This is a genomic window from Mycobacterium sp. (genome assembly GCF_008709575.1).
Lineage (GTDB): Bacteria > Actinomycetota > Actinomycetes > Mycobacteriales > Mycobacteriaceae > Mycobacterium.
Map to the genome: position 1 here is coordinate 35,565 of NZ_VYIK01000002.1, position 17,143 is coordinate 52,707.

General features: G+C 70.4%; 20 protein-coding genes. 11 read left to right on the plus strand and 9 right to left on the minus strand.

Annotated elements, in window-relative coordinates; all coding sequences use genetic code 11:
• Positions 1-88: 88 nt before the first annotated feature.
• From F6Q13_RS00810 to F6Q13_RS00840, 7 genes are all read left to right on the plus strand, one after another.
• Entirely contained in the window at positions 89-991 is a 903-nt protein-coding gene (locus F6Q13_RS00810; protein ID WP_293051009.1) for a 1,4-dihydroxy-2-naphthoyl-CoA synthase, read from the plus strand.
• A 111-nt stretch (positions 992-1,102) separates the two neighbouring features.
• Entirely contained in the window at positions 1,103-1,972 is an 870-nt protein-coding gene (locus tag F6Q13_RS00815) for an SDR family oxidoreductase (RefSeq protein WP_293050858.1), read from the plus strand.
• A 25-nt stretch (positions 1,973-1,997) separates the two neighbouring features.
• On the plus strand, positions 1,998-2,399 hold the full coding sequence (locus F6Q13_RS00820) for a VOC family protein (RefSeq protein WP_293050860.1): 402 nt from the start codon (positions 1,998-2,000) through the stop codon (positions 2,397-2,399).
• A 98-nt stretch (positions 2,400-2,497) separates the two neighbouring features.
• Entirely contained in the window at positions 2,498-2,776 is a 279-nt protein-coding gene (locus F6Q13_RS00825; RefSeq protein ID WP_293050862.1) for a hypothetical protein, read from the plus strand.
• A gap of 21 nt (positions 2,777-2,797) precedes the next feature.
• Positions 2,798-3,091, plus strand: a complete 294-nt coding sequence (locus F6Q13_RS00830; RefSeq protein ID WP_293050864.1) for a DUF3349 domain-containing protein — start codon at positions 2,798-2,800, stop codon at positions 3,089-3,091.
• 95 nt (positions 3,092-3,186) lie between these two features.
• Entirely contained in the window at positions 3,187-4,239 is a 1,053-nt protein-coding gene (menE, locus tag F6Q13_RS00835) for an o-succinylbenzoate--CoA ligase (RefSeq protein WP_293051011.1), read from the plus strand.
• Positions 4,240-4,335: 96 nt separating this feature from the next.
• Positions 4,336-6,033 carry a thiamine pyrophosphate-requiring protein gene (locus F6Q13_RS00840; RefSeq protein ID WP_293050866.1) on the plus strand — a complete coding sequence of 566 codons (1,698 nt, stop codon included), beginning with the start codon at positions 4,336-4,338 and terminating at the stop codon, positions 6,031-6,033.
• 99 nt (positions 6,034-6,132) lie between these two features.
• Here F6Q13_RS00840 and F6Q13_RS00845 read toward each other — a convergent pair whose 3' ends face one another.
• Positions 6,133-6,909 carry an S-methyl-5'-thioadenosine phosphorylase gene (locus F6Q13_RS00845; RefSeq protein ID WP_293050868.1) on the minus strand — a complete coding sequence of 259 codons (777 nt, stop codon included), beginning with the start codon at positions 6,907-6,909 and terminating at the stop codon, positions 6,133-6,135.
• Between the two features lie 116 nt (positions 6,910-7,025).
• Here F6Q13_RS00845 and F6Q13_RS00850 point away from each other — a divergent pair, with 116 nt between their 5' ends.
• A complete protein-coding gene (locus F6Q13_RS00850; protein WP_293050870.1) occupies positions 7,026-7,904 on the plus strand; it encodes a 1,4-dihydroxy-2-naphthoate polyprenyltransferase in 879 nt (292 codons plus the stop codon).
• Positions 7,905-7,959: 55 nt separating this feature from the next.
• On the opposite strand, the gene F6Q13_RS00855 is transcribed toward F6Q13_RS00850, so the two are convergent.
• Entirely contained in the window at positions 7,960-8,274 is a 315-nt protein-coding gene (locus F6Q13_RS00855; RefSeq protein ID WP_293050872.1) for a DUF4229 domain-containing protein, read from the minus strand.
• A 46-nt stretch (positions 8,275-8,320) separates the two neighbouring features.
• Between F6Q13_RS00855 and F6Q13_RS00860 the strand changes: the two genes are divergently transcribed.
• A complete protein-coding gene (locus F6Q13_RS00860; RefSeq protein WP_293050874.1) occupies positions 8,321-8,482 on the plus strand; it encodes a hypothetical protein in 162 nt (53 codons plus the stop codon).
• A 6-nt stretch (positions 8,483-8,488) separates the two neighbouring features.
• Here the strand turns inward: F6Q13_RS00860 and F6Q13_RS00865 are convergent, their stop codons facing one another.
• The 7 genes from F6Q13_RS00865 to hemL form a co-directional block, all read right to left on the minus strand.
• A complete protein-coding gene (locus F6Q13_RS00865; protein ID WP_293050876.1) occupies positions 8,489-9,706 on the minus strand; it encodes a MinD/ParA family protein in 1,218 nt (405 codons plus the stop codon).
• 83 nt (positions 9,707-9,789) lie between these two features.
• Positions 9,790-10,764, minus strand: a complete 975-nt coding sequence (gene ccsB / locus F6Q13_RS00870; RefSeq protein ID WP_293050878.1) for a c-type cytochrome biogenesis protein CcsB — start codon at positions 10,762-10,764, stop codon at positions 9,790-9,792.
• Positions 10,761-12,314 (minus strand): cytochrome c biogenesis protein ResB, encoded by a 1,554-nt coding sequence (locus F6Q13_RS00875; RefSeq protein ID WP_293051013.1) that lies wholly within the window; start codon positions 12,312-12,314, stop codon positions 10,761-10,763. Before F6Q13_RS00875 ends, ccsB begins: the two co-directional genes overlap by 4 nt.
• A gap of 47 nt (positions 12,315-12,361) precedes the next feature.
• The gene (locus F6Q13_RS00880; RefSeq protein ID WP_293050880.1) at positions 12,362-13,135 is read right to left on the minus strand and encodes a cytochrome c biogenesis CcdA family protein; all 774 of its coding nucleotides are present in this window, start codon (positions 13,133-13,135) and stop codon (positions 12,362-12,364) included.
• On the minus strand, positions 13,132-13,749 hold the full coding sequence (locus F6Q13_RS00885; protein ID WP_293050882.1) for a TlpA disulfide reductase family protein: 618 nt from the start codon (positions 13,747-13,749) through the stop codon (positions 13,132-13,134). Before F6Q13_RS00885 ends, F6Q13_RS00880 begins: the two co-directional genes overlap by 4 nt.
• Positions 13,750-13,751: 2 nt before the next feature.
• Positions 13,752-14,360: a histidine phosphatase family protein gene (locus F6Q13_RS00890; protein WP_293050884.1), complete on the minus strand. Its 609-nt coding sequence runs from the start codon at positions 14,358-14,360 to the stop codon at positions 13,752-13,754.
• Complete coding sequence (gene hemL / locus F6Q13_RS00895; RefSeq protein ID WP_293050886.1) at positions 14,360-15,682, minus strand: glutamate-1-semialdehyde 2,1-aminomutase; 1,323 nt, start codon at positions 15,680-15,682, stop codon at positions 14,360-14,362. Before hemL ends, F6Q13_RS00890 begins: the two co-directional genes overlap by 1 nt.
• Before the next feature lie 94 nt (positions 15,683-15,776).
• Here hemL and F6Q13_RS00900 point away from each other — a divergent pair, with 94 nt between their 5' ends.
• The gene (locus F6Q13_RS00900) at positions 15,777-16,172 is read left to right on the plus strand and encodes a nitroreductase family deazaflavin-dependent oxidoreductase (RefSeq protein WP_293050889.1); all 396 of its coding nucleotides are present in this window, start codon (positions 15,777-15,779) and stop codon (positions 16,170-16,172) included.
• 111 nt (positions 16,173-16,283) lie between these two features.
• On the plus strand, positions 16,284-17,129 hold the full coding sequence (locus F6Q13_RS00905) for an alpha/beta hydrolase-fold protein (RefSeq protein ID WP_293050892.1): 846 nt from the start codon (positions 16,284-16,286) through the stop codon (positions 17,127-17,129).
• Positions 17,130-17,143: the final 14 nt, after the last annotated feature.

A 17,143-nucleotide genomic window follows, 5' to 3' on the forward strand; every position in this document is an offset into this window, starting at 1 on the left:
GCGGCCGCCAGCCAACGTAGGCTTGCCAAAGTGCGCACCCGGATTGCGCAACGCGGCGGGTAATGTCCCGGGTATGGCCGGCAGAGCCTTGCCCAACAAGCCCTTTGACGCCAGCCTGTGGCAGCCGGTGGACGGCTTCACCGGGCTGACCGACATCACCTACCACCGCCACGTCAGCGACGCGACGGTGCGGGTGGCGTTCAACCGGCCCGAGGTGCGCAACGCGTTCCGGCCGCACACCGTCGACGAGCTCTACCGCGTGTTGGACCACGCCCGGATGTCACCCGATGTCGGGGTGGTGCTGTTGACCGGCAACGGGCCGTCGCCCAAAGACGGCGGCTGGGCTTTTTGCTCGGGCGGCGACCAGCGCGTGCGCGGACGCAGCGGCTACCAGTACGCCTCCGGGGAGACCGCCGACACCGTCGATCCCGCCCGCGCCGGCCGGCTGCACATCCTCGAGGTGCAGCGGCTGATCCGGTTCATGCCCAAGGTGGTCATCTGCCTGGTCAACGGTTGGGCGGCCGGGGGCGGGCACAGCCTGCACGTGGTGTGCGACCTCACCCTGGCCAGCCGCCAGCACGCCCGGTTCAAGCAGACCGACGCCGACGTCGGCAGCTTCGACGGCGGCTACGGCAGCGCGTACCTGGCCCGCCAGGTCGGCCAGAAGTTCGCCCGCGAGATCTTCTTCCTGGGCCGGGCCTACACCGCCGAGCAGATGCACGCGATGGGCGCGGTGAACGCCGTCGTCGACCACGCCGAGCTGGAAGCGGCGGGTGTGCAGTGGGCGGCCGAGATCAACGCGAAATCACCGCAGGCCCAACGGATGCTCAAGTATGCGTTCAACCTGCTCGACGACGGCCTGGTGGGCCAGCAGCTGTTCGCCGGGGAGGCCACCCGGCTGGCGTACATGACCGACGAGGCCGTTGAGGGCCGTGACGCGTTCCTGCAGAAGCGCCCACCCGATTGGACCCGGTTCCCGCGCTACTTCTGAGATCGCGGATCGAGCGTGACGCTGACGCCCCCGTTCGCCGGCCGGCGTGACGCCGGCGTCACGCTCGACGCGATACGGCGCGTTCGGCGGCAGCCCCTAGACTGCCCACCTGTGAGTAATCCGTTCCGCCGCATCACCGAGCAGATCGCCCTGGCCGGCATGCGGCCGCCGATCGCGTCGCAACTGCGCCTGTACCGGCCGGCGGGTAAACCCGTGGACCTGGCCGGTAAACGGATCCTGCTGACCGGTGCATCCTCGGGCATCGGCGAGAGCGCCGCCGAAAAACTCGCCCGCCGCGGCGGCACCGTGGTCGCCGTCGCCCGGCGCAAAGACCTGCTCGACGCGGTGGTCGACCGGATCACCACAGCGGGCGGCACCGCGACGGCGATCCCGTGCGACCTGTCCGACTTCGACGCCGTCGACGCGCTGGTCCGCCGCGTCGAAGAGCAGTTCGGCGGGGTGGACATCCTGATCAACAACGCCGGCCGCTCCATCCGCCGCCCGCTGGCCGAGTCGCTGGAACGCTGGCACGACGTGGAGCGCACCATGGTGCTCAACTACTACGCGCCGCTGCGGCTGGTCCGCGGGGTCGCGCCCGGGATGCTTGCGCGCGGCGACGGCCACATCATCAACGTCGCGACCTGGGGGGTGTTCAGCGAGCCGTCGCCGTTGTTCGCGGTGTACAACGCGTCCAAGGCAGCCCTGTCGGCGGTCAGCAGGGTCATCGAGACCGAGTGGGGCGCCAAAGGTGTGCACTCGACCACGCTGTACTACCCGTTGGTCGCCACGCCGATGATCACACCGACGAAAGCCTTCGAGGGCAAGCCCGCGCTGACGGCCCGAGAAGCCGCGGAGTGGATGGTGGTCGCCGCGCAGCACCGGCCGGTGCGGATCGCTCCGCGGGTCGCGCTCGGCATCAAGGCGCTCGACACCGTCGCCCCGCGTGTCGGCACCGCCATGGCCAAGACGAGGCTGGTCTGACCGCGTTGCATGATAGACACGAAGGATGGAGATCCTGGCCAGCAGGATGCTGTTTCGGCCGGCCGACTATGAGCGGTCGTTGCGCTTTTACCGCGATGAGATCGGGTTGGCCATCGCACGCGAATACGGAGGGGGCACCGTTTTTTACGCAGGGCAGTCACTGATCGAGCTGGCCGGCCACGGCGCGCCCGACCACCCCGCCGGACCGTTCCCGGGTGCGCTGTGGCTGCAGGTCCGCGATCTGGCGGCGACCCAGGCCGAGCTGGAGAGCCGCGGGGTGCCGATCGCCCGCGAGGCCCGTCGCGAGCCGTGGGGATTGCACGAGATGCATGTCATCGACCCCGACGGGGTGACGCTGATTTTCGTCCAGATACCCCCCGAGCATCCGCTGCGCCGCGACACCCGAACCCGCGCCGATCTCAGCTGACCGGAAGTGCGATCCGGGTTCGACATTCCCGCCCGGCGAGCCCAGAATGAGCGGGTGGCGCTCCCGTTGTTCCCGTTCGCACCCGGCAGGGCCGCATCGTGAGCGCCTGGTTCAACTCCGCCGCCACGCTCAGGATTGTCGTCTTCGGTGTGCTGGTCGGTGCCGCGCTGCCGGCGCTGTTCGCGCTGGGAGTGCGACTGGGCACCGGCAGCCCCGGCGGGGACACCGCCACGCGCAGACGCCCGCCGCTGATGCTGCTTGGCCGGGTGATGTTCGCGCTGATACTGCTGGCCGCCGTCGTCGCAGCGTTGTTCATCGCGCGTGAGTTCATCGCGCATCACACGGGCTGGTTCATCCTTGGCGTCAGACCCACCTGATATCGGAAGGCATCGACTGCTGTGAACCGCTTTCTCAACTCGATCGTCGCCTGGCTGCATGCCGGCTATCCGGAAGGCATCCCGCCGACCGACTACTTTCCGCTGCTGGCGTTACTGTCCCGTCGGCTCACCGACGACGAAATCAAGGCGGTGGCCAAAGAACTGATGCGCCGCGGCGATTTCGACCACATCGACATCGGGGTGATGATCACCCGGCTCACCCAAGAGTTGCCGTCACCGGAAGACGTCGAACGAGTGCGGCAGCGCCTGGCCGCCAAGGGCTGGCCGTTGGACGACGCCCGCGAGGAGTGCTGATAGCCGTCCTGCGTGCGCTCCCCGTCCCGCCGGGCCGCGCGGTGCATACGCTGCTGCCCGCGCTGGACGGTGTTCTTTCCGGCCGTGATTCGGCGCTGGTGCCGCTGGCGGCCGGGGTGCAAACGCCGTCGGCGCTGCGGGTCGGCGCGGAGATCGACGACGACGTCGCGCTGGTGGTGACGACGTCGGGAACCACCGGCGAGCCCAAGGGTGCGCTGCTGACGGCCGCCGCCCTGACTGCCAGCGCGTCGGCGACCCTGCACCGGCTGGGCGGACCGGGCAGCTGGCTGCTGGCATTGCCGGGCCAGCACATCGCCGGGGTGCAGGTGCTGGTGCGCAGCCTGCTGGCCGGCACAACTCCGGTCGAGCTGGACGTCTCGACCGGCTTCGACGTCACGGCACTGCCCGCGGCGATAGCACGACTGGGCCCCGGCCGGCGCTACACCGCGCTGGTCGCGACCCAGGTGGCCAAGGCGTTGACCGATCCGGCGGCCGCGGCGGCGCTGGCGTCGTTGGATGCCGTCTTGGTCGGCGGTGGTCCGGCATCTCGCCCGGTCCTGGACGCCGCTGCCGCCGCCGGCATCCCGTTGGTGCGTACCTACGGGATGAGCGAGACCGCGGGCGGCTGCGTCTACGACGGTGTCCCGCTGGACGGGGTGCGATTGCGCATCGACGCCGACGGCAGGATCGGGATCGGCGGCGCGACCCTGGCCAAGGGGTACCGCAACCCGCCGGACCCCGACCCGTTCGCCGAGGCGGGCTGGTTTCGCACGGACGACTGCGGTGTGCTCGACGATGCGGGTGTGCTGACGGTGGTGGGCCGCGCCGACGAGGCGATCAGCACCGGCGGGTCGACCGTGCTGCCGCAACCCGTGGAGGCCGCGCTGGCCACCCATCCCGCGGTGGCTGACTGCGCGGTCTTCGGCCTCGCCGACGACCGGTTGGGTCAGCGGGTGGTCGCCGCTGTCGTCGTGGCCGACGGCCGCGCCGCACCCACGTTGGACGCGCTGCGGGCTCATGTCGCGGCCACGCTGGATGTCACGGCCGCGCCGCGCGAACTGCACATCCTCGACACGCTGCCGCGACGCGGGATCGGAAAGCTGGACCGGTCGGCCCTGGTCCGTCGGTTCGGCGGCGCCGGTGCGTGACGCGCCCGCCAACAACCGCCCGGCATCGTTCCGGCTGGGGCGGCCACCGCAGCGCGCGGTTGAGTTGTCGAACGCCGCTGCCGAGGATGGGACGTGATGACGGCCCCGAATTCACCCGAGGTACCCGAGGCGGCGGCCAATCTGGTCGAGTTGCTCGCCGACGAGGGAGTGTCGCATCTCTTCATCAACCCGGGCACCGATTCGGCGCCGGTGCAGGAGGCGCTGGCAGCGGCACGGGCCGTCGGCGCTCCTGCTCCCCAGCCGGTGCTGTGCGTGCACGAGAGCGTCGCTTTGGCGGCCGCCATCGGTCACCACATGGTCAGCGGACGACCGCAGGCGCTGATGGTGCACGTCGACGCCGGGACGTTGAACCTGGGCTGCCAGTTGCACAACGCCCAGCGCAACCGGACCCCGGTGGTGGTGTTCGCCGGGCGCACCCCCTACACCGCGGCCCCCGAGGTCCGCGGACACCGCGACAACCCCATCCACTGGCTGCAGGAACAGTTGGACCAGCCGGCCGTGATGCGGGCCTACGGCAAATGGCACATGGAAGTTCCGCGCGGACGGGAGCTGGCCCCGATCGCGCGGCGGGCCTTTCAGGTCGCCCAGTCCGCTCCCTCCGGGCCGGCCTATGTGATGCTGCCCCGGGAAGCCTTGATGGAACCGGGGGTGCGCCCGCTGCCGCGACGCCTATCCCCGGCTGTCCCGCCGGGCCCGGACCCGGCCGCGCTGGAGCGACTGGCAGCGGTGTTGGTGGCCGCGCGCCGCGTGGTGATCGTCACGGCGCGCACCGCCGCCGACCCGGGCAACGCGGCCGTGCTGACGCGGATCGCGGAGTTGTTGGGTGCGCCGGTCGTCGACCAGGGTGATCGGGCGAACCTGCCGGGCGGACACCCGTTGTGCCTCGGGATCGATCCGAGGCCACTGCAGACCGCCGACGCGGTGCTGTTGTTGGACTGCGAAGTGCCATGGGTGCCCGGCCAGATCGCGCCACCGCGTGAGGCCCGGGTACTGCACATCGACATCGACCCGGTCAAGGTGAGCATGCCGCTGTGGTCCTACCCGGTGGAGATCGCGCTGACCGCCGATACCCGGGTCGCGTTGCCGCTGCTGGAACAGGCCCTGCACCGGCTCGCCACCCCGGAGCGTCGGGAAAGCTGGACCGCACGCCGGCGAGCGGCTGAGGCCGAGCTCGCGAAGCTCCGGTCGGAGGCCAACCGCACGTCGGGATCCGATCTGCCCGACGCGATGCTGGCCGCTTTGGACGGGGCGCTACCGGCGCACGCCGTGGTCGTGGAAGAAGCGGTGACCAACCGGCCCGCGGTCGCCCGGCGGGTGCGGCGCACACCGGGACACTTCTTCGACACCGGCGCGCCCGCGCTGGGCTGGGCACCCGGAGGCGCGCTCGGCATCAAACTCGCCCGCCCGGAGGCACCCGTCGTCGCAGTGTGCGGCGACGGCGCGTTCCACTTCGGGGTGCCCACGGCCGCGTTGTGGTCCGCCCACCGCTACCGAGCCCCCTTTGTGGCGGTCGTCTTGAACAACCACGCCTACCGGGCGTCCAAACTGCCGGTGATGGAGCTGTATCCCCATGGTGTTTCGGTGCGGGCCGATGATTTTCCCGAGACACAACTCACCCCGGACACCGACTACGCCGCTCTTGCCGAGGCCTGCGGAGGCTCAGGCCGCACCGTGCGAACGCCGCAAGAGCTGGCCGACGCCGTCGGGTGGGCGCTCGCGGAGACCGAGCGGGGCCGATGCGTGGTCCTCGATGTCGTCCTGCCACACCCGTAACGACGCTTCAGCCTCGCAGCGGCGCGAATGCTAAGTCGCGCAATCCGTCCCACGGGTCGACGGCGACGGCATCGTGGCCTGCGTCGGCCGGCGCGGCGTTCACGGCAGGTCGAACGGTAGCGCGGCACCGGCGTGCGAGCGGCAGGCGGTGCAGGTGCGTTCGGGGGCGAGCTGGCCGATCGCCTCGCGCACCAGCTTCTTGAACGGCTCGATGTTCTTCTCGAATTCGCCGAACACGTCGACGGCTTTCACCCCGCCGCCGACCACGACACCGGCATCCAGGTCAGTGACCAAAGCAATAGCGGCGTAACACATGTCGAGTTCCCGGGCGAGCACAGCCTCTGGATAGCCGGTCATGTTGATCAAACTGAACCCGGCCGCTGCGTAAAAGCGGCTTTCGGCGCGGGTGGAAAACCGCGGGCCCTGGATCACCACCATGGTGCCGCCGTCGACGACTCCGGGCCGGCCGGTGACCGCAGCCCGCAGCGTCGGGCAGTACGGGTCGGCGAAGGCCGGATGTGCGCCGCCGGTCTCGAAGTAGGTGTCGGCCCGGCTGTGGGTTCGGTCCACCAGCTGGTCGGGCACGACGACCGCGCCCGGCCGCAGTTGGGTTGTCAGACTGCCGACCGCGCAGGGGGCGAAGACCCGTCGTGCCCCCAGCCGGCGCAGCGCCCAGAGGTTAGCCCGGTAGGGGACGGTGTGGGCGGCGTGCTCGTGGTGCATGCCATGCCGGGGTAAAAAGGCGACCTCGTGCCCGCCGACGCTGCCCACCGTGACCGGGGCGCTGGGCCGGCCGTACGGGGTGTCGACGTCGACGCTGTCCGCGTCGGACCCGAAGAAGCTGTAAAAGCCGCTGCCACCGATCACTGCCAGCACTTACGCCGCTCCTCCTCGCTGCGCGCATTTGTCCCTGGCGCGCATTTGTCCCTGGCGCGCATTTGTCCCTGGCGCGCATTTGTCCATTGTGGTACCGCGCGTGCGACGATCGAGCCGTGGCCAGTTTCGCGCAGTGGATCGAGGGCGCGCGGCTGCGCACGCTGCCCAACGCGGCGGCACCGGTCGTCGCGGGTACCGGCGCGGCGGCGCGGCTGCACGCCGCGGTGTGGTGGAAGGCGCTGCTGGCGCTGGTCGTCGCGCTTGCCTTCGTCATCGGGGTCAACTTCGCCAACGACTACTCCGACGGCATCCGCGGCACCGACGACGACCGGGCCGGCCCGCTGCGCCTGGTGGGATCACGGCTGGCCGCGCCCCGCTCGGTGCTGGCGGCCGCCGTGGTGAGCCTGGGCGTCGGCGCGGCCGCCGGGCTGGTCCTGGCGCTGACCAGCGCCCCGTGGCTGATTGCGGTCGGGGCGGCGTGCATAGCCGGGGCCTGGCTCTACACCGGCGGGTCAAAACCCTACGGGTATGCCGGTTTTGGCGAGTTCGCGGTGTTCGTGTTCTTCGGGCTGATCGGGGTGCTGGGCACCCAGTACACGCAGGCGCTGCGGGTGGACTGGGTGGGGATCGTGCTGGCGACGGCGACGGGAGCGCTCTCGGCGGCGGTGCTGGTGGCCAACAACCTGCGGGACATCCCGACCGACGCGCAGGCCGGCAAGGTCACCCTGGCGGTGCGGCTCGGCGACCCCGGAACCCGGACGCTTTACCAGGCGCTGCTCGTGGGCGCCGCAGTTTCGACCCTGGCGCTGACCGCGGCCACCGGGTGGTGCGCGCTGGGATTCCTCGCCACCCCGGTGGCGCTGCGGGCACTGCGGCCGGTGCGCTCGGGCCGGGTCGGGCCGGAGCTGATCCCGGTGCTGCGCGACACCGGGCTGGCGATGCTGGTGTGGTCGGTGTGCGTGGCCGCCGCGCTGGCAGCGTCGACTGTGCGCTGAGCAGACGGCGCCGCGGCGAGTCGCTGCCCCGGGCGTGCGGCAACCCTGTCGCCGGTCACTGGTCGTCGGGCGCCGGCTCGCCGCGCAGGCGGGCCCGCAGCTGTTCGCGGTCCCGGCGACGACGCTCGCCGGCCGCCGCTAACCCGGCGGTGGCCCGTCGCCGCAGCGGAGCGAACAGCCACATGCCCAACGGCATCGCGATCACCAACGCGAACAGCAACGCGACCACGACGGGAAACTGGTGCACTCCGAGCAGCCACGCCGCCCCGTAGATGACGGTGGCCACCACGACCACCAAACCCAGTCGGGCCGCCGCATAGAGCAGGACGGCTACCACGGCGCCCCCTGCGGTGCTTCGATCGTCTGACACAGCCCGAGCCTACGGCGCAGGTATATTCGGACCAAGGAGGTGTCGAGTGCTCTACCTGCTCCTCGTGCTGATTCTGGGGACGCTGATCTACATCGGTTGGCGCGCCGCCCACGCCCAGGCCAACCGGCCCAAGACGCGCGTGATCGGACCAGACGACGATCCGGAGTTTCTGTGGCGGTTGGGCCGCGGCGACAACCACCCGCACTGAACCTCGCTAGATAAAAGCGGCGCTTCGTCCCTCCACTGCGGGGAACCCGCCGGCGACCGCGGCTGCCAGTTCGATCAGCGCTTCCCGGGTGTCGCGCTTGAGACGCTCGAGGCTGATCTCGGCGCCCTCCTCCAGATGCGGATCGAAGGGCACCAGCCGCACCGCGCGGCAGCGCCGCGAGAAATGATCGACCACTTTTTGCATGTCGACCTTGCCGGAGCGGGGCCGCACCGCGTTGATGACCGCGATCGCTCCGGCGACCAAATCCTGGTGATTGTGCGCATCGAGCCAGTCCAGCGTCGCCGAGGCGCTGCGCGCGCCGTCGATCGATCCCGAGCTGACCACGATCAGCGCATCCGTCTTGGCCAGGACCGCCGACATCGCCGAGTGCAACAGCCCGGTGCCGCAATCGGTGAGCACCAAGCCGTAGAAACGCTCCAGGATCTCCAGTGTGCGTGTGTAGTCCTCGGCGCTGAACGCCTCCGAGATCGCCGGGTCGCTCTCCGACGCGAGCACCTCGAGTCGGCTGGGGCCCTGCGAGGTGTAGCTGCGCACGTCGCTGTAGCGCTGGATACCCTCGGCGTCGCGTAACAGGTGCCGCACGGTGGCCGTGGTCTCCAACGGCACCTTCTGGCTCAGCGTGCCGCGGTCCGGGTTGGCGTCCACGGCCACCACCCGGTCCCCGCGGATGGAGGCGAAGGTGGCGCCCAGGCAGGCGGTGATCGTGGTCTTGCCCACCCCGCCTTTCAGGGACAGCATCGCGATCTTGTAGCAGCCGCGCAGCGGGCGGTTGGCCTGCGCGACCAGGTCGTTGTAACGCATGACCCGTGGGCTTTCGCCGAGGTTGATCAGCTGGCCCGACGCCAGATACAGCCAGCGCCGCCAGCCCTCCGACGGCGCCGGCTTGACCTGGCGCAACAACGTGCTGGTGGACAGCTCCGGGTACGGCGAGGGATGCACGGGCGGCTGGCGGTAGCCGGCCGGCGGGTCGGGCGCGCCGCGGTAGCCGTAGGGCGGCGCGTCGACAACCCGCGGCAGCCCTTTGGATTGGGTGGCCGCCCAGGCCCGCGGCTCGGCGCGGGTGTCCGGCGCCAGTCCGCCCCGCGTCGGGGCGTCGCTGAAGCGACGCTCGGTACGGAATCCGGCGAAAGCCTTGGTCGGTGCGGCGCCGGCTTCGTCGTCGCCCGCCGACCCCCCGGTGCCCGGGTTCAGGCGCTCAGACATGGTCACACTTCCCCTCGTCGCGGTGCACGGGCCGTTGCCGACGAACATAGCGCAACGCGCGCCGACGCCGCCTGACGTGGGTTTTAGCCCACACCCGCGTAGGAGTGCAGGCCCACGGTCACCAGGTTGACGAAGAACAGATTGAACACCATCACCACAAACCCGGTCACGTTGATCCAGGCCGCTTTGTGGTCCCGCCACCCCGCCGTCGACCTGGCGTGCAGGTAAGCGGCGTAGACGATCCACGCGATGAACGCCACCGTTTCCTTGGGGTCCCAGCCCCAGTAGCGACCCCAGGCTTGCTCGGCCCAGATCGCGCCGAAGATCACCCCGAACCCGAAGACCGGAAACGCGAAGACCGTGGTCCGGTAGGCGATGCGGTCCAGGGCCTGCGCATCAGGCAGCCGCTGCACCATGCGCGCTGCCAGCCCCGGGGTGCCCGGGGCGCCCAGCCGAGACCTCCGCACCAGGAAAAGGATGCTGGCCACCCCGGCGACCAAAAACACCCCGGAACCCAGGCTGACCACCGACACATGGATCGGCAGCCAATACGACTGCAGAGCCGGCATCACCGGAGCGGCATTGGCGTAGAGCCAGCGGCCGGAGACCGTCAGCAGGATCAGCACCGGGAGCAGCAGAAACACCCACAGCGGACGGTACTGGGGCCGGCGCAGCACGATCGCGCCGGCGATCAGGCCGCAGCAGCAGGTCAGGTTGATGAATTCGTACATGTTGCCCCACGGCACCCGTGCCGTGGCCAGGCCCCGTAACACGATGCAGGCCAGCAACAGCCCGATTCCGACGTAGACCAGGGCCAGGCCGGCTCCGCCGACGCGCTCGTCGAGCGGGCGCCGCGGCGCGTCGGGCACAATCCCGGGCCCCGCGCGGTGGGCGGGCACGGATCCGGCGGTCACCAGCTCCCGGTCGATGCGGCGGCCGCGGCTGTAGGCGAGTTCGACGGCCAGCAGCAGCAGCGCCATGACCAGCACCAGCACCGACGAGGTGAAGGCCCAGTCAGAGGTGCGGGCCAGCCCGACGTGGACGTTCGGGGTGTTCATGTGCGGTCCTTCTTTGCGGTGGCGGCGACGGGCCGGGTGGCGCCGTTATCCAACCCGGCGATCAACCGGCCGGAGAGTCGCTCGAATTCGTCGCCCCAGCCGGAGTTGTCGGTACGCGCAAGGCCGCCCAGCTCGACATTCACCGTATCGGGTGGACCCGCAGGCGCGAGCCGGACCCAGACCCGTCGTCGTCGCACCACCAGGGATACCACCAGCCCGGCCATCATCATGGCCGCGAACGCCAGCACCCAGACCTGCCCGGGATCGTAGGAAAGCTGCAGGTTGACGAACGGCCGGGCGCCGTCGAAGCGGACCACGATGCCGTCCGGGAGTTGCACCTGTTCGCCGGCGCGCAGGTTGACCCGGTTGACCTTGGCCAGCCGGTGCTGCGCTATCAGGCGAGGATCCAGCGCATACAGCGACTGGGGCCGGCCGGTGTCCAGGCCGGTGTCGCCGACGTAGATGTTGACCGCGACCGCGGGGTCATGCAGCGCCGGGAAGCTCGACGACAGCAGTGTGCCGTCGAGTCGTGCGGTGGGCGCGAGCAGGCCCTCGATGGCGATCTGGTGGCGTCGACGCTGATCGGGGTTGGGATAGCTGCCGGCCGGCGGGTCGATGCGGATCACGCCTGACGACAGCAGGGTCTGCGGGTTGTCGGGTCGCCACTGCACGGTCGAGCTGCGGTTTTGCCCATCCGGGAACATCACCGTGAAAGTCGGCGCATAGCCGTGGCCCTGCAGGTATATCCGGACGCCGTCGGTCCTCAGCGGGTGGTTGACCTCCAGGCGGTACGGCCGCCAGCCGCCGACCGCATTCGAGGCCAGGTCGCGGCCGCTTTGATAGTCGATGTTCGCGGCGAACGAGGTGGCCTGCCCGGACGGCAGATACTGTGCCTGGAAGTCGTTGACGCGGATGCAGATCGGGTGCAGCGACGTGCCGTCGACGGTGTTGCCGGCGCGGAACGAATCGAACGCGGCCGGCGATGCCGAGCAGAAGCCGGGGCCGCCGTCGGCGATGACGATCACGTTGCCCTCGTAGCCGAACAGCTTGCCCACAGCCACCGCGACCAGCAGTCCCAACAGGGCGAAGTGGAACACCAGGTTGCCCAATTCGCGCAGGTAGCCCTTCTCGGCGGACACCTCGACGGTCCCTTCGGACTCCCGCACGACGACACGCCAGCCGTGAAGCCGTCGCACGATCGTCGCGGCAAGCGTCCCGGGCGTACCGGTGCCCGTGGCGGCGGCGTGCTTGGGCAGCCGGGCCAGGTTGCGCGGGGCGGCCACCGGGGCGGCACGCAGGCTGCGGAGATGGTCGATCATCCGCGGTGTCAGACAGCCCACCAGCGACACGAACAGCAACACATAGATCGCGGTGAACCAAAAGCTGGAAAACACGTCGAAGGCCTGCAGTCGGTCCAGCCACGGCCCGACCAGCGGATGGGCGGCCAGGTAGTCACTGACTTTTCCGGGGTTCAGGGAGCGCTGCGGCAGCAGGGCGCCCGGGATGGCGCCCAGCGCCAGCAGGAACAGCAGCACCAGTGCGGTGCCCATCGAGGTCAGTGCCCGCCACGTGTTGCGCGACCAGGCCAGAAGCGCGGTCACATCGGCAACCTCACGTCGGAAACCAGCGCGTCGCGCAGCCAGGCCACGAAGTCATTCCACACCCCGGTGAGCAGCGCCGCGCCGACGGCGACCAGCAGCACGCCGCCGAAGATCTGCAGCGCCCGCGTGTGACGGCGCAGCCAGCCCACCCCGGTCACGGCCGCCGCCGAGCCCACCGCCAGCAGCACGAACGGCGCGCCCAACCCCAGACAATAGGCGATCACCAGCACGATGCCGCGGGTCACGCTGGCGCCGTTGGTGGCCGAGGCGACGGCGATCACCCCGGTCAGCGTGGGTCCCAGACACGGCGTCCAGCCCAGCGCGAACACCGCACCCAGCAGCGGCGCGCCCGCAACCGTCGACACCTGCCGCGGAGTGAACCGGGCCTGGCGTTGCAGCGCCGGGACGAATCCCACGAACACCAACCCCATCACGATCGTCAGGATGCCGCCCACCCGCTGCAGCAGCAGCTGGTTGCTGATCAGCGTGGTCGTCATGCCGAGCACGGCGACAGTGCCCAGCACGAACACCACGGTGAACCCGGCGACGAACAACGCCGCCGACCCGGCCACCCGCCACCGCACGGCGCGCGGGGCGCAGGCCAACTCGGGCTCGTCGACACCGACCACCGCGGCCAGGTACGACAGGTAGCCGGGCACGAGCGGCACGACACACGGCGACGCGAACGACACCAGCCCGGCCAGCAGGCACACCGCCAGCGCGACCAGCAGCGGCCCGGTCGCGGCGATCGCGGTCAGGCCGGTGTTCACCGCGGGCCCGGCCGTGCCGGTTCGGCTGGGTCGGGCTCGGTCGCCAGTCGCTGCACGACGGGCTGCAGGTCGGCGGCGAGCACCTCGCGCAGAAAGACCGCAGCGACGCGGTGCCGGCGGTCGAGCACCAGCGTCGAGGGGATGACCGTGGCGGGGTATTTGCCGCCCAACGCGATCAGGGTGCGCATCGCCGGATCGTAGATGGACGGGTAGCTGACCTGTCGATCGGTGATGAAGTCCTGGGCGGCCTGCCGATTGCTGTCACGGACATCGATACCCAGAAACGCCACGCCTTCACCGCGGGTGGCGTCGTAGACCCGCTGCAGCTGGGTAACCTCGGCCCGGCACGGGCCGCACCACTGTCCCCACACGTTGACGACGACCACCTTGCCGGCGAAGTCGCCGATCGACACCGTGCGCGCCGGATCTTTCAGGTCTGGCCCCGCAATCGGTCCGGGCCGGCCGCGCCGCTCGGGCGGGTCGTAGAAGATCTCGGTTTTGCCGCCGGGGGCGACGAACTCGAAAGTGCCGCCCTGGGTGACCGCGTCGTCACCGTGGGAGCAGCCGGCCAGCGTGCCGGCCAGCAGCGCAGCGACGATCGCCAACCGCCCCATGGTCAACCCTCGGCCGGTTCCCAATAGTGCACCCCGATCAACCGATCGCCGTCGTAGACCAGGGAGGTCACCGATCCGACGGCGCATTGCCGACGGCGCGGATCGTGCCAGAGCCGTTTGCCGGTCAGGTACAACCGCGCCGTCCACACCGGCAGCTGGTGGCTGACGCACACGGCTTCGTGACCGGCGGCCCGCACCCGCGCTTTGTCGATCGCGGTCGCCATCCGAGCGGCGACCTGAGCGTACGGCTCGCCCCACGACGGGGTGAACGGGTTGCGCAAGTGCCACCAGAACCGCGGGTCGCGCCACGCGCCGTCGCCGGGGCCCAGACGTTTGCCCTCGAAAACGTTGGCCGATTCGATCAGGTCGGGGTCGGTGTCCACGGACAGGCCGTGGCGCGCGGCGATGGGCGCAGCGGTCTCCTGCGCGCGCTGCAGCGGCGAGGCGATCACCGCGACGACGTCGTTGTGGGCCAGCGCGTCGGCCACCGCCTCCGCCTGTCGTCTGCCCTTGTCGGACAGGTGAAATCCGGGCAGCCGCCCATACAGTATCCCCTGCGGGTTGTCCACCTCGCCGTGCCGCACCAAATGGATCCGGGTCCGTTCGGCCATTACGGTTGGAGCTCTCGTGCGGCGGCCGCGGCGGCAGCGGGCAGCGCGGCGGCGATCCGGTCGAACGCGACATCGTCGAGGGCCGCCGAGACGAACCACGTTTCGAAGGGACTGCACGGCGGATAGACGCCGGCATCGAGCAGGGCGTGGAAGAACGCCGGGTAACGCCAGGTCTGGGTCGCCCGCGCCGCGGCGAAGTCGCTCACCGGCGTCTCCGTAAAGAACACGCTGAGCATATTTCCGGCGCGCGGAATCTGGTGCGGCACAGCCGCTTTCGTCAAAGCATCGGAGAGCAGAGCGGCAAGCCGGTCGGCGTGGGCGTCCAGCGCGGTGTAGACCTCGTCGGTAGCGGCCCGTAGCGTCGCCAACCCGGCCGCCACCGCCACCGGATTGCCCGAGAGCGTCCCGGCCTGATACACCGGCCCCAGCGGCGCCAGTTGCTCCATGACATCGGCGCGCCCGCCGAACGCGGCCGCCGGCAGCCCGCCGCTCATCACCTTGCCGAAGGTGAAGAGATCGGCGTCCACCGGATCGATTCCGTACCAACCGCTTCGGCTGACGCGGAAACCCGTCATCACCTCGTCGACGATCAGCAGCGCACCGTGGTCGGCGGTGAGCTTCCGCAGGCCGGCGTTGAATCCTCCGGTAGGTGGGACGACGCCCATGTTGCCCGGGCTGGCCTCGGTGATCACCGCGGCAATCTCGGCGCCGAACCGGGCGAAGGTCTGTTCGACGGCGGCGAAGTCGTTGTAGGGCAACACGATCGTATCCGCGGCGACGGCACCGGTGACACCCGGCGAGGACGGCAGGCCCAGCGTCGCGACCCCGGAACCGGCCTCAGCCAGCAGCGCGTCGACGTGGCCGTGATAGCAGCCGGCGAACTTGACGATCTTGGCGCGACCGGTGAACCCGCGGGCCAGCCGGACCGCGCTCATGGTGGCTTCGGTACCGGAGTTGACCAACCGGATGCGCTGCACCGGTGGCACCCGATCGACGATCTCGGCGGCCAGCTCGGTCTCGGCCGGGGTCGGCGCCCCGAACGACAGGCCGGTGGCGGCGGCCTTCGCCACGGCCTCGACCACCGCCGGGTGGGCGTGACCCAGGATCATCGGGCCCCACGAGCAGACCAGGTCGACGTAGCGGCAGCCGTCGGCGTCGGTCAGCCAGCAGCCCCGGGCTTCGGTGATGAATCGGGGCGTGCCGCCGACGGCCTTGAACGCGCGCACCGGGGAGTTCACCCCGCCGGGAATGACCGCACAAGCGGCGTCGAAGAGCTTCGCCGACGCGGCGGTCACAGCCCCGGCCTGGTCGTTGACGTGCACACCCCCAGTGTCCCAGCCCCGGCGGCTGCGTCGACTCCAGGGTGTCGGGACGGCCGGCTTGTGACCGGCAGCGGATACCGAGTTGGATGGCCTCATGCAACTACCGCAACGCCTCGCCCGGTTCAACCGGCACGTCACCAACCCGATTCAGCGGATGTGGGCCGGGTGGCTGCCCACGTTCGGGATTCTCGAGCATGTCGGGCGGCGCTCCGGCAAGCAGTACCGCACCCCGCTGAGCGTGTTTCCCGCCGACATCGAGGGAAAGCCGGGGGTGGCGATCATGTTGACCTACGGCCCGGACCGCGATTGGCTGAAGAACCTCAACGCGGCCGGCGGTGGTCGGATGCGCTGCAACGCCAAAACCTTCGGCGTCACCGACCCGCGGACGGTCAGCAAAGCCGAGGCGGCCGGGCATGTCACCGGCGCGTGGCGACGGATCTTCGCCCGTCTGCCGTTCGAGCAGGCCGTTCTGCTGACCAAGACCGACTGACCCGGCGCGCCGGACGTCCGAAACCGCGATCCCGGCCCCAGGGTCACGGACTGATAACCGACCCGGCGTGGCTGCGCGGTGGAAAGCGACCCGCCCCGGCATGATTCGGGCGTGGCTGAGCTGTCTCGTCGTGCCGTGCTGCGGTTGGGCGCCGGTGCCGCCGCCGGCGCATCGATGATGTGGGCGTTGAGCGGATTGCTCGAGCCCACCCGGACACCGGCGATACCCGCCCCGTCCCAACCGGAGGCCGGCAACCCGGTGCCGACCCGGACGTCGGGCTCGTTCGTCTCGGCGGCCCGCGGCGGCGTCACGACGAACTGGGTCATTCTGCGGCCACCCGGTCAGACGGGGCCGCTGCGTCCGGTGATCGCACTGCATGGCCGCGGCGGCAGCGCGAACACGGTGACCGACCTCGGTGTCGACGACGTTCTCGCCCAGCTGGTCCGGGAAGGTCGACCCCCGTTCGCCGTGGTCGGCGTCGACGGCGGCGACACCTACTGGCATCGGCGCGCTTCCGGGCAGGACTCCGGAGCCATGGTGCTCACCGAGCTGTTGCCGAGGCTGCACGCCATGGGATTGGACACCTCGCGGGTGGCGTTTCTGGGCTGGTCGATGGGAGGCTACGGGGCGCTGTTGCTGGGCTCCCGGCTCGGTCCGCAGCGGACCGCCGGGATCTGTGCGGTCAGCCCCGCGCTGTTCACCTCGTACGCCGCCGCCGCGCCCGGCGCGTTCGACAGCTACGAGGATTGGATGCGCAACTCGGTGTTCGGGCTTGCCGCGCTCTCGTCGATTCCGCTGCGGGTGGATTGCGGCACCGGTGACCGCTTTTATTCGGCCACCCGCCAATTCGTGGCACAACTGCGCACACCGGTCTCCGGCGGGTTCGCGCCGGGAGGCCACACCGTGTCGTATTGGCGCGCGCAGCTGCCCGCCGAGCTGGCCTGGCTGGGGTCGTGAGCGCGGTCGGCCCC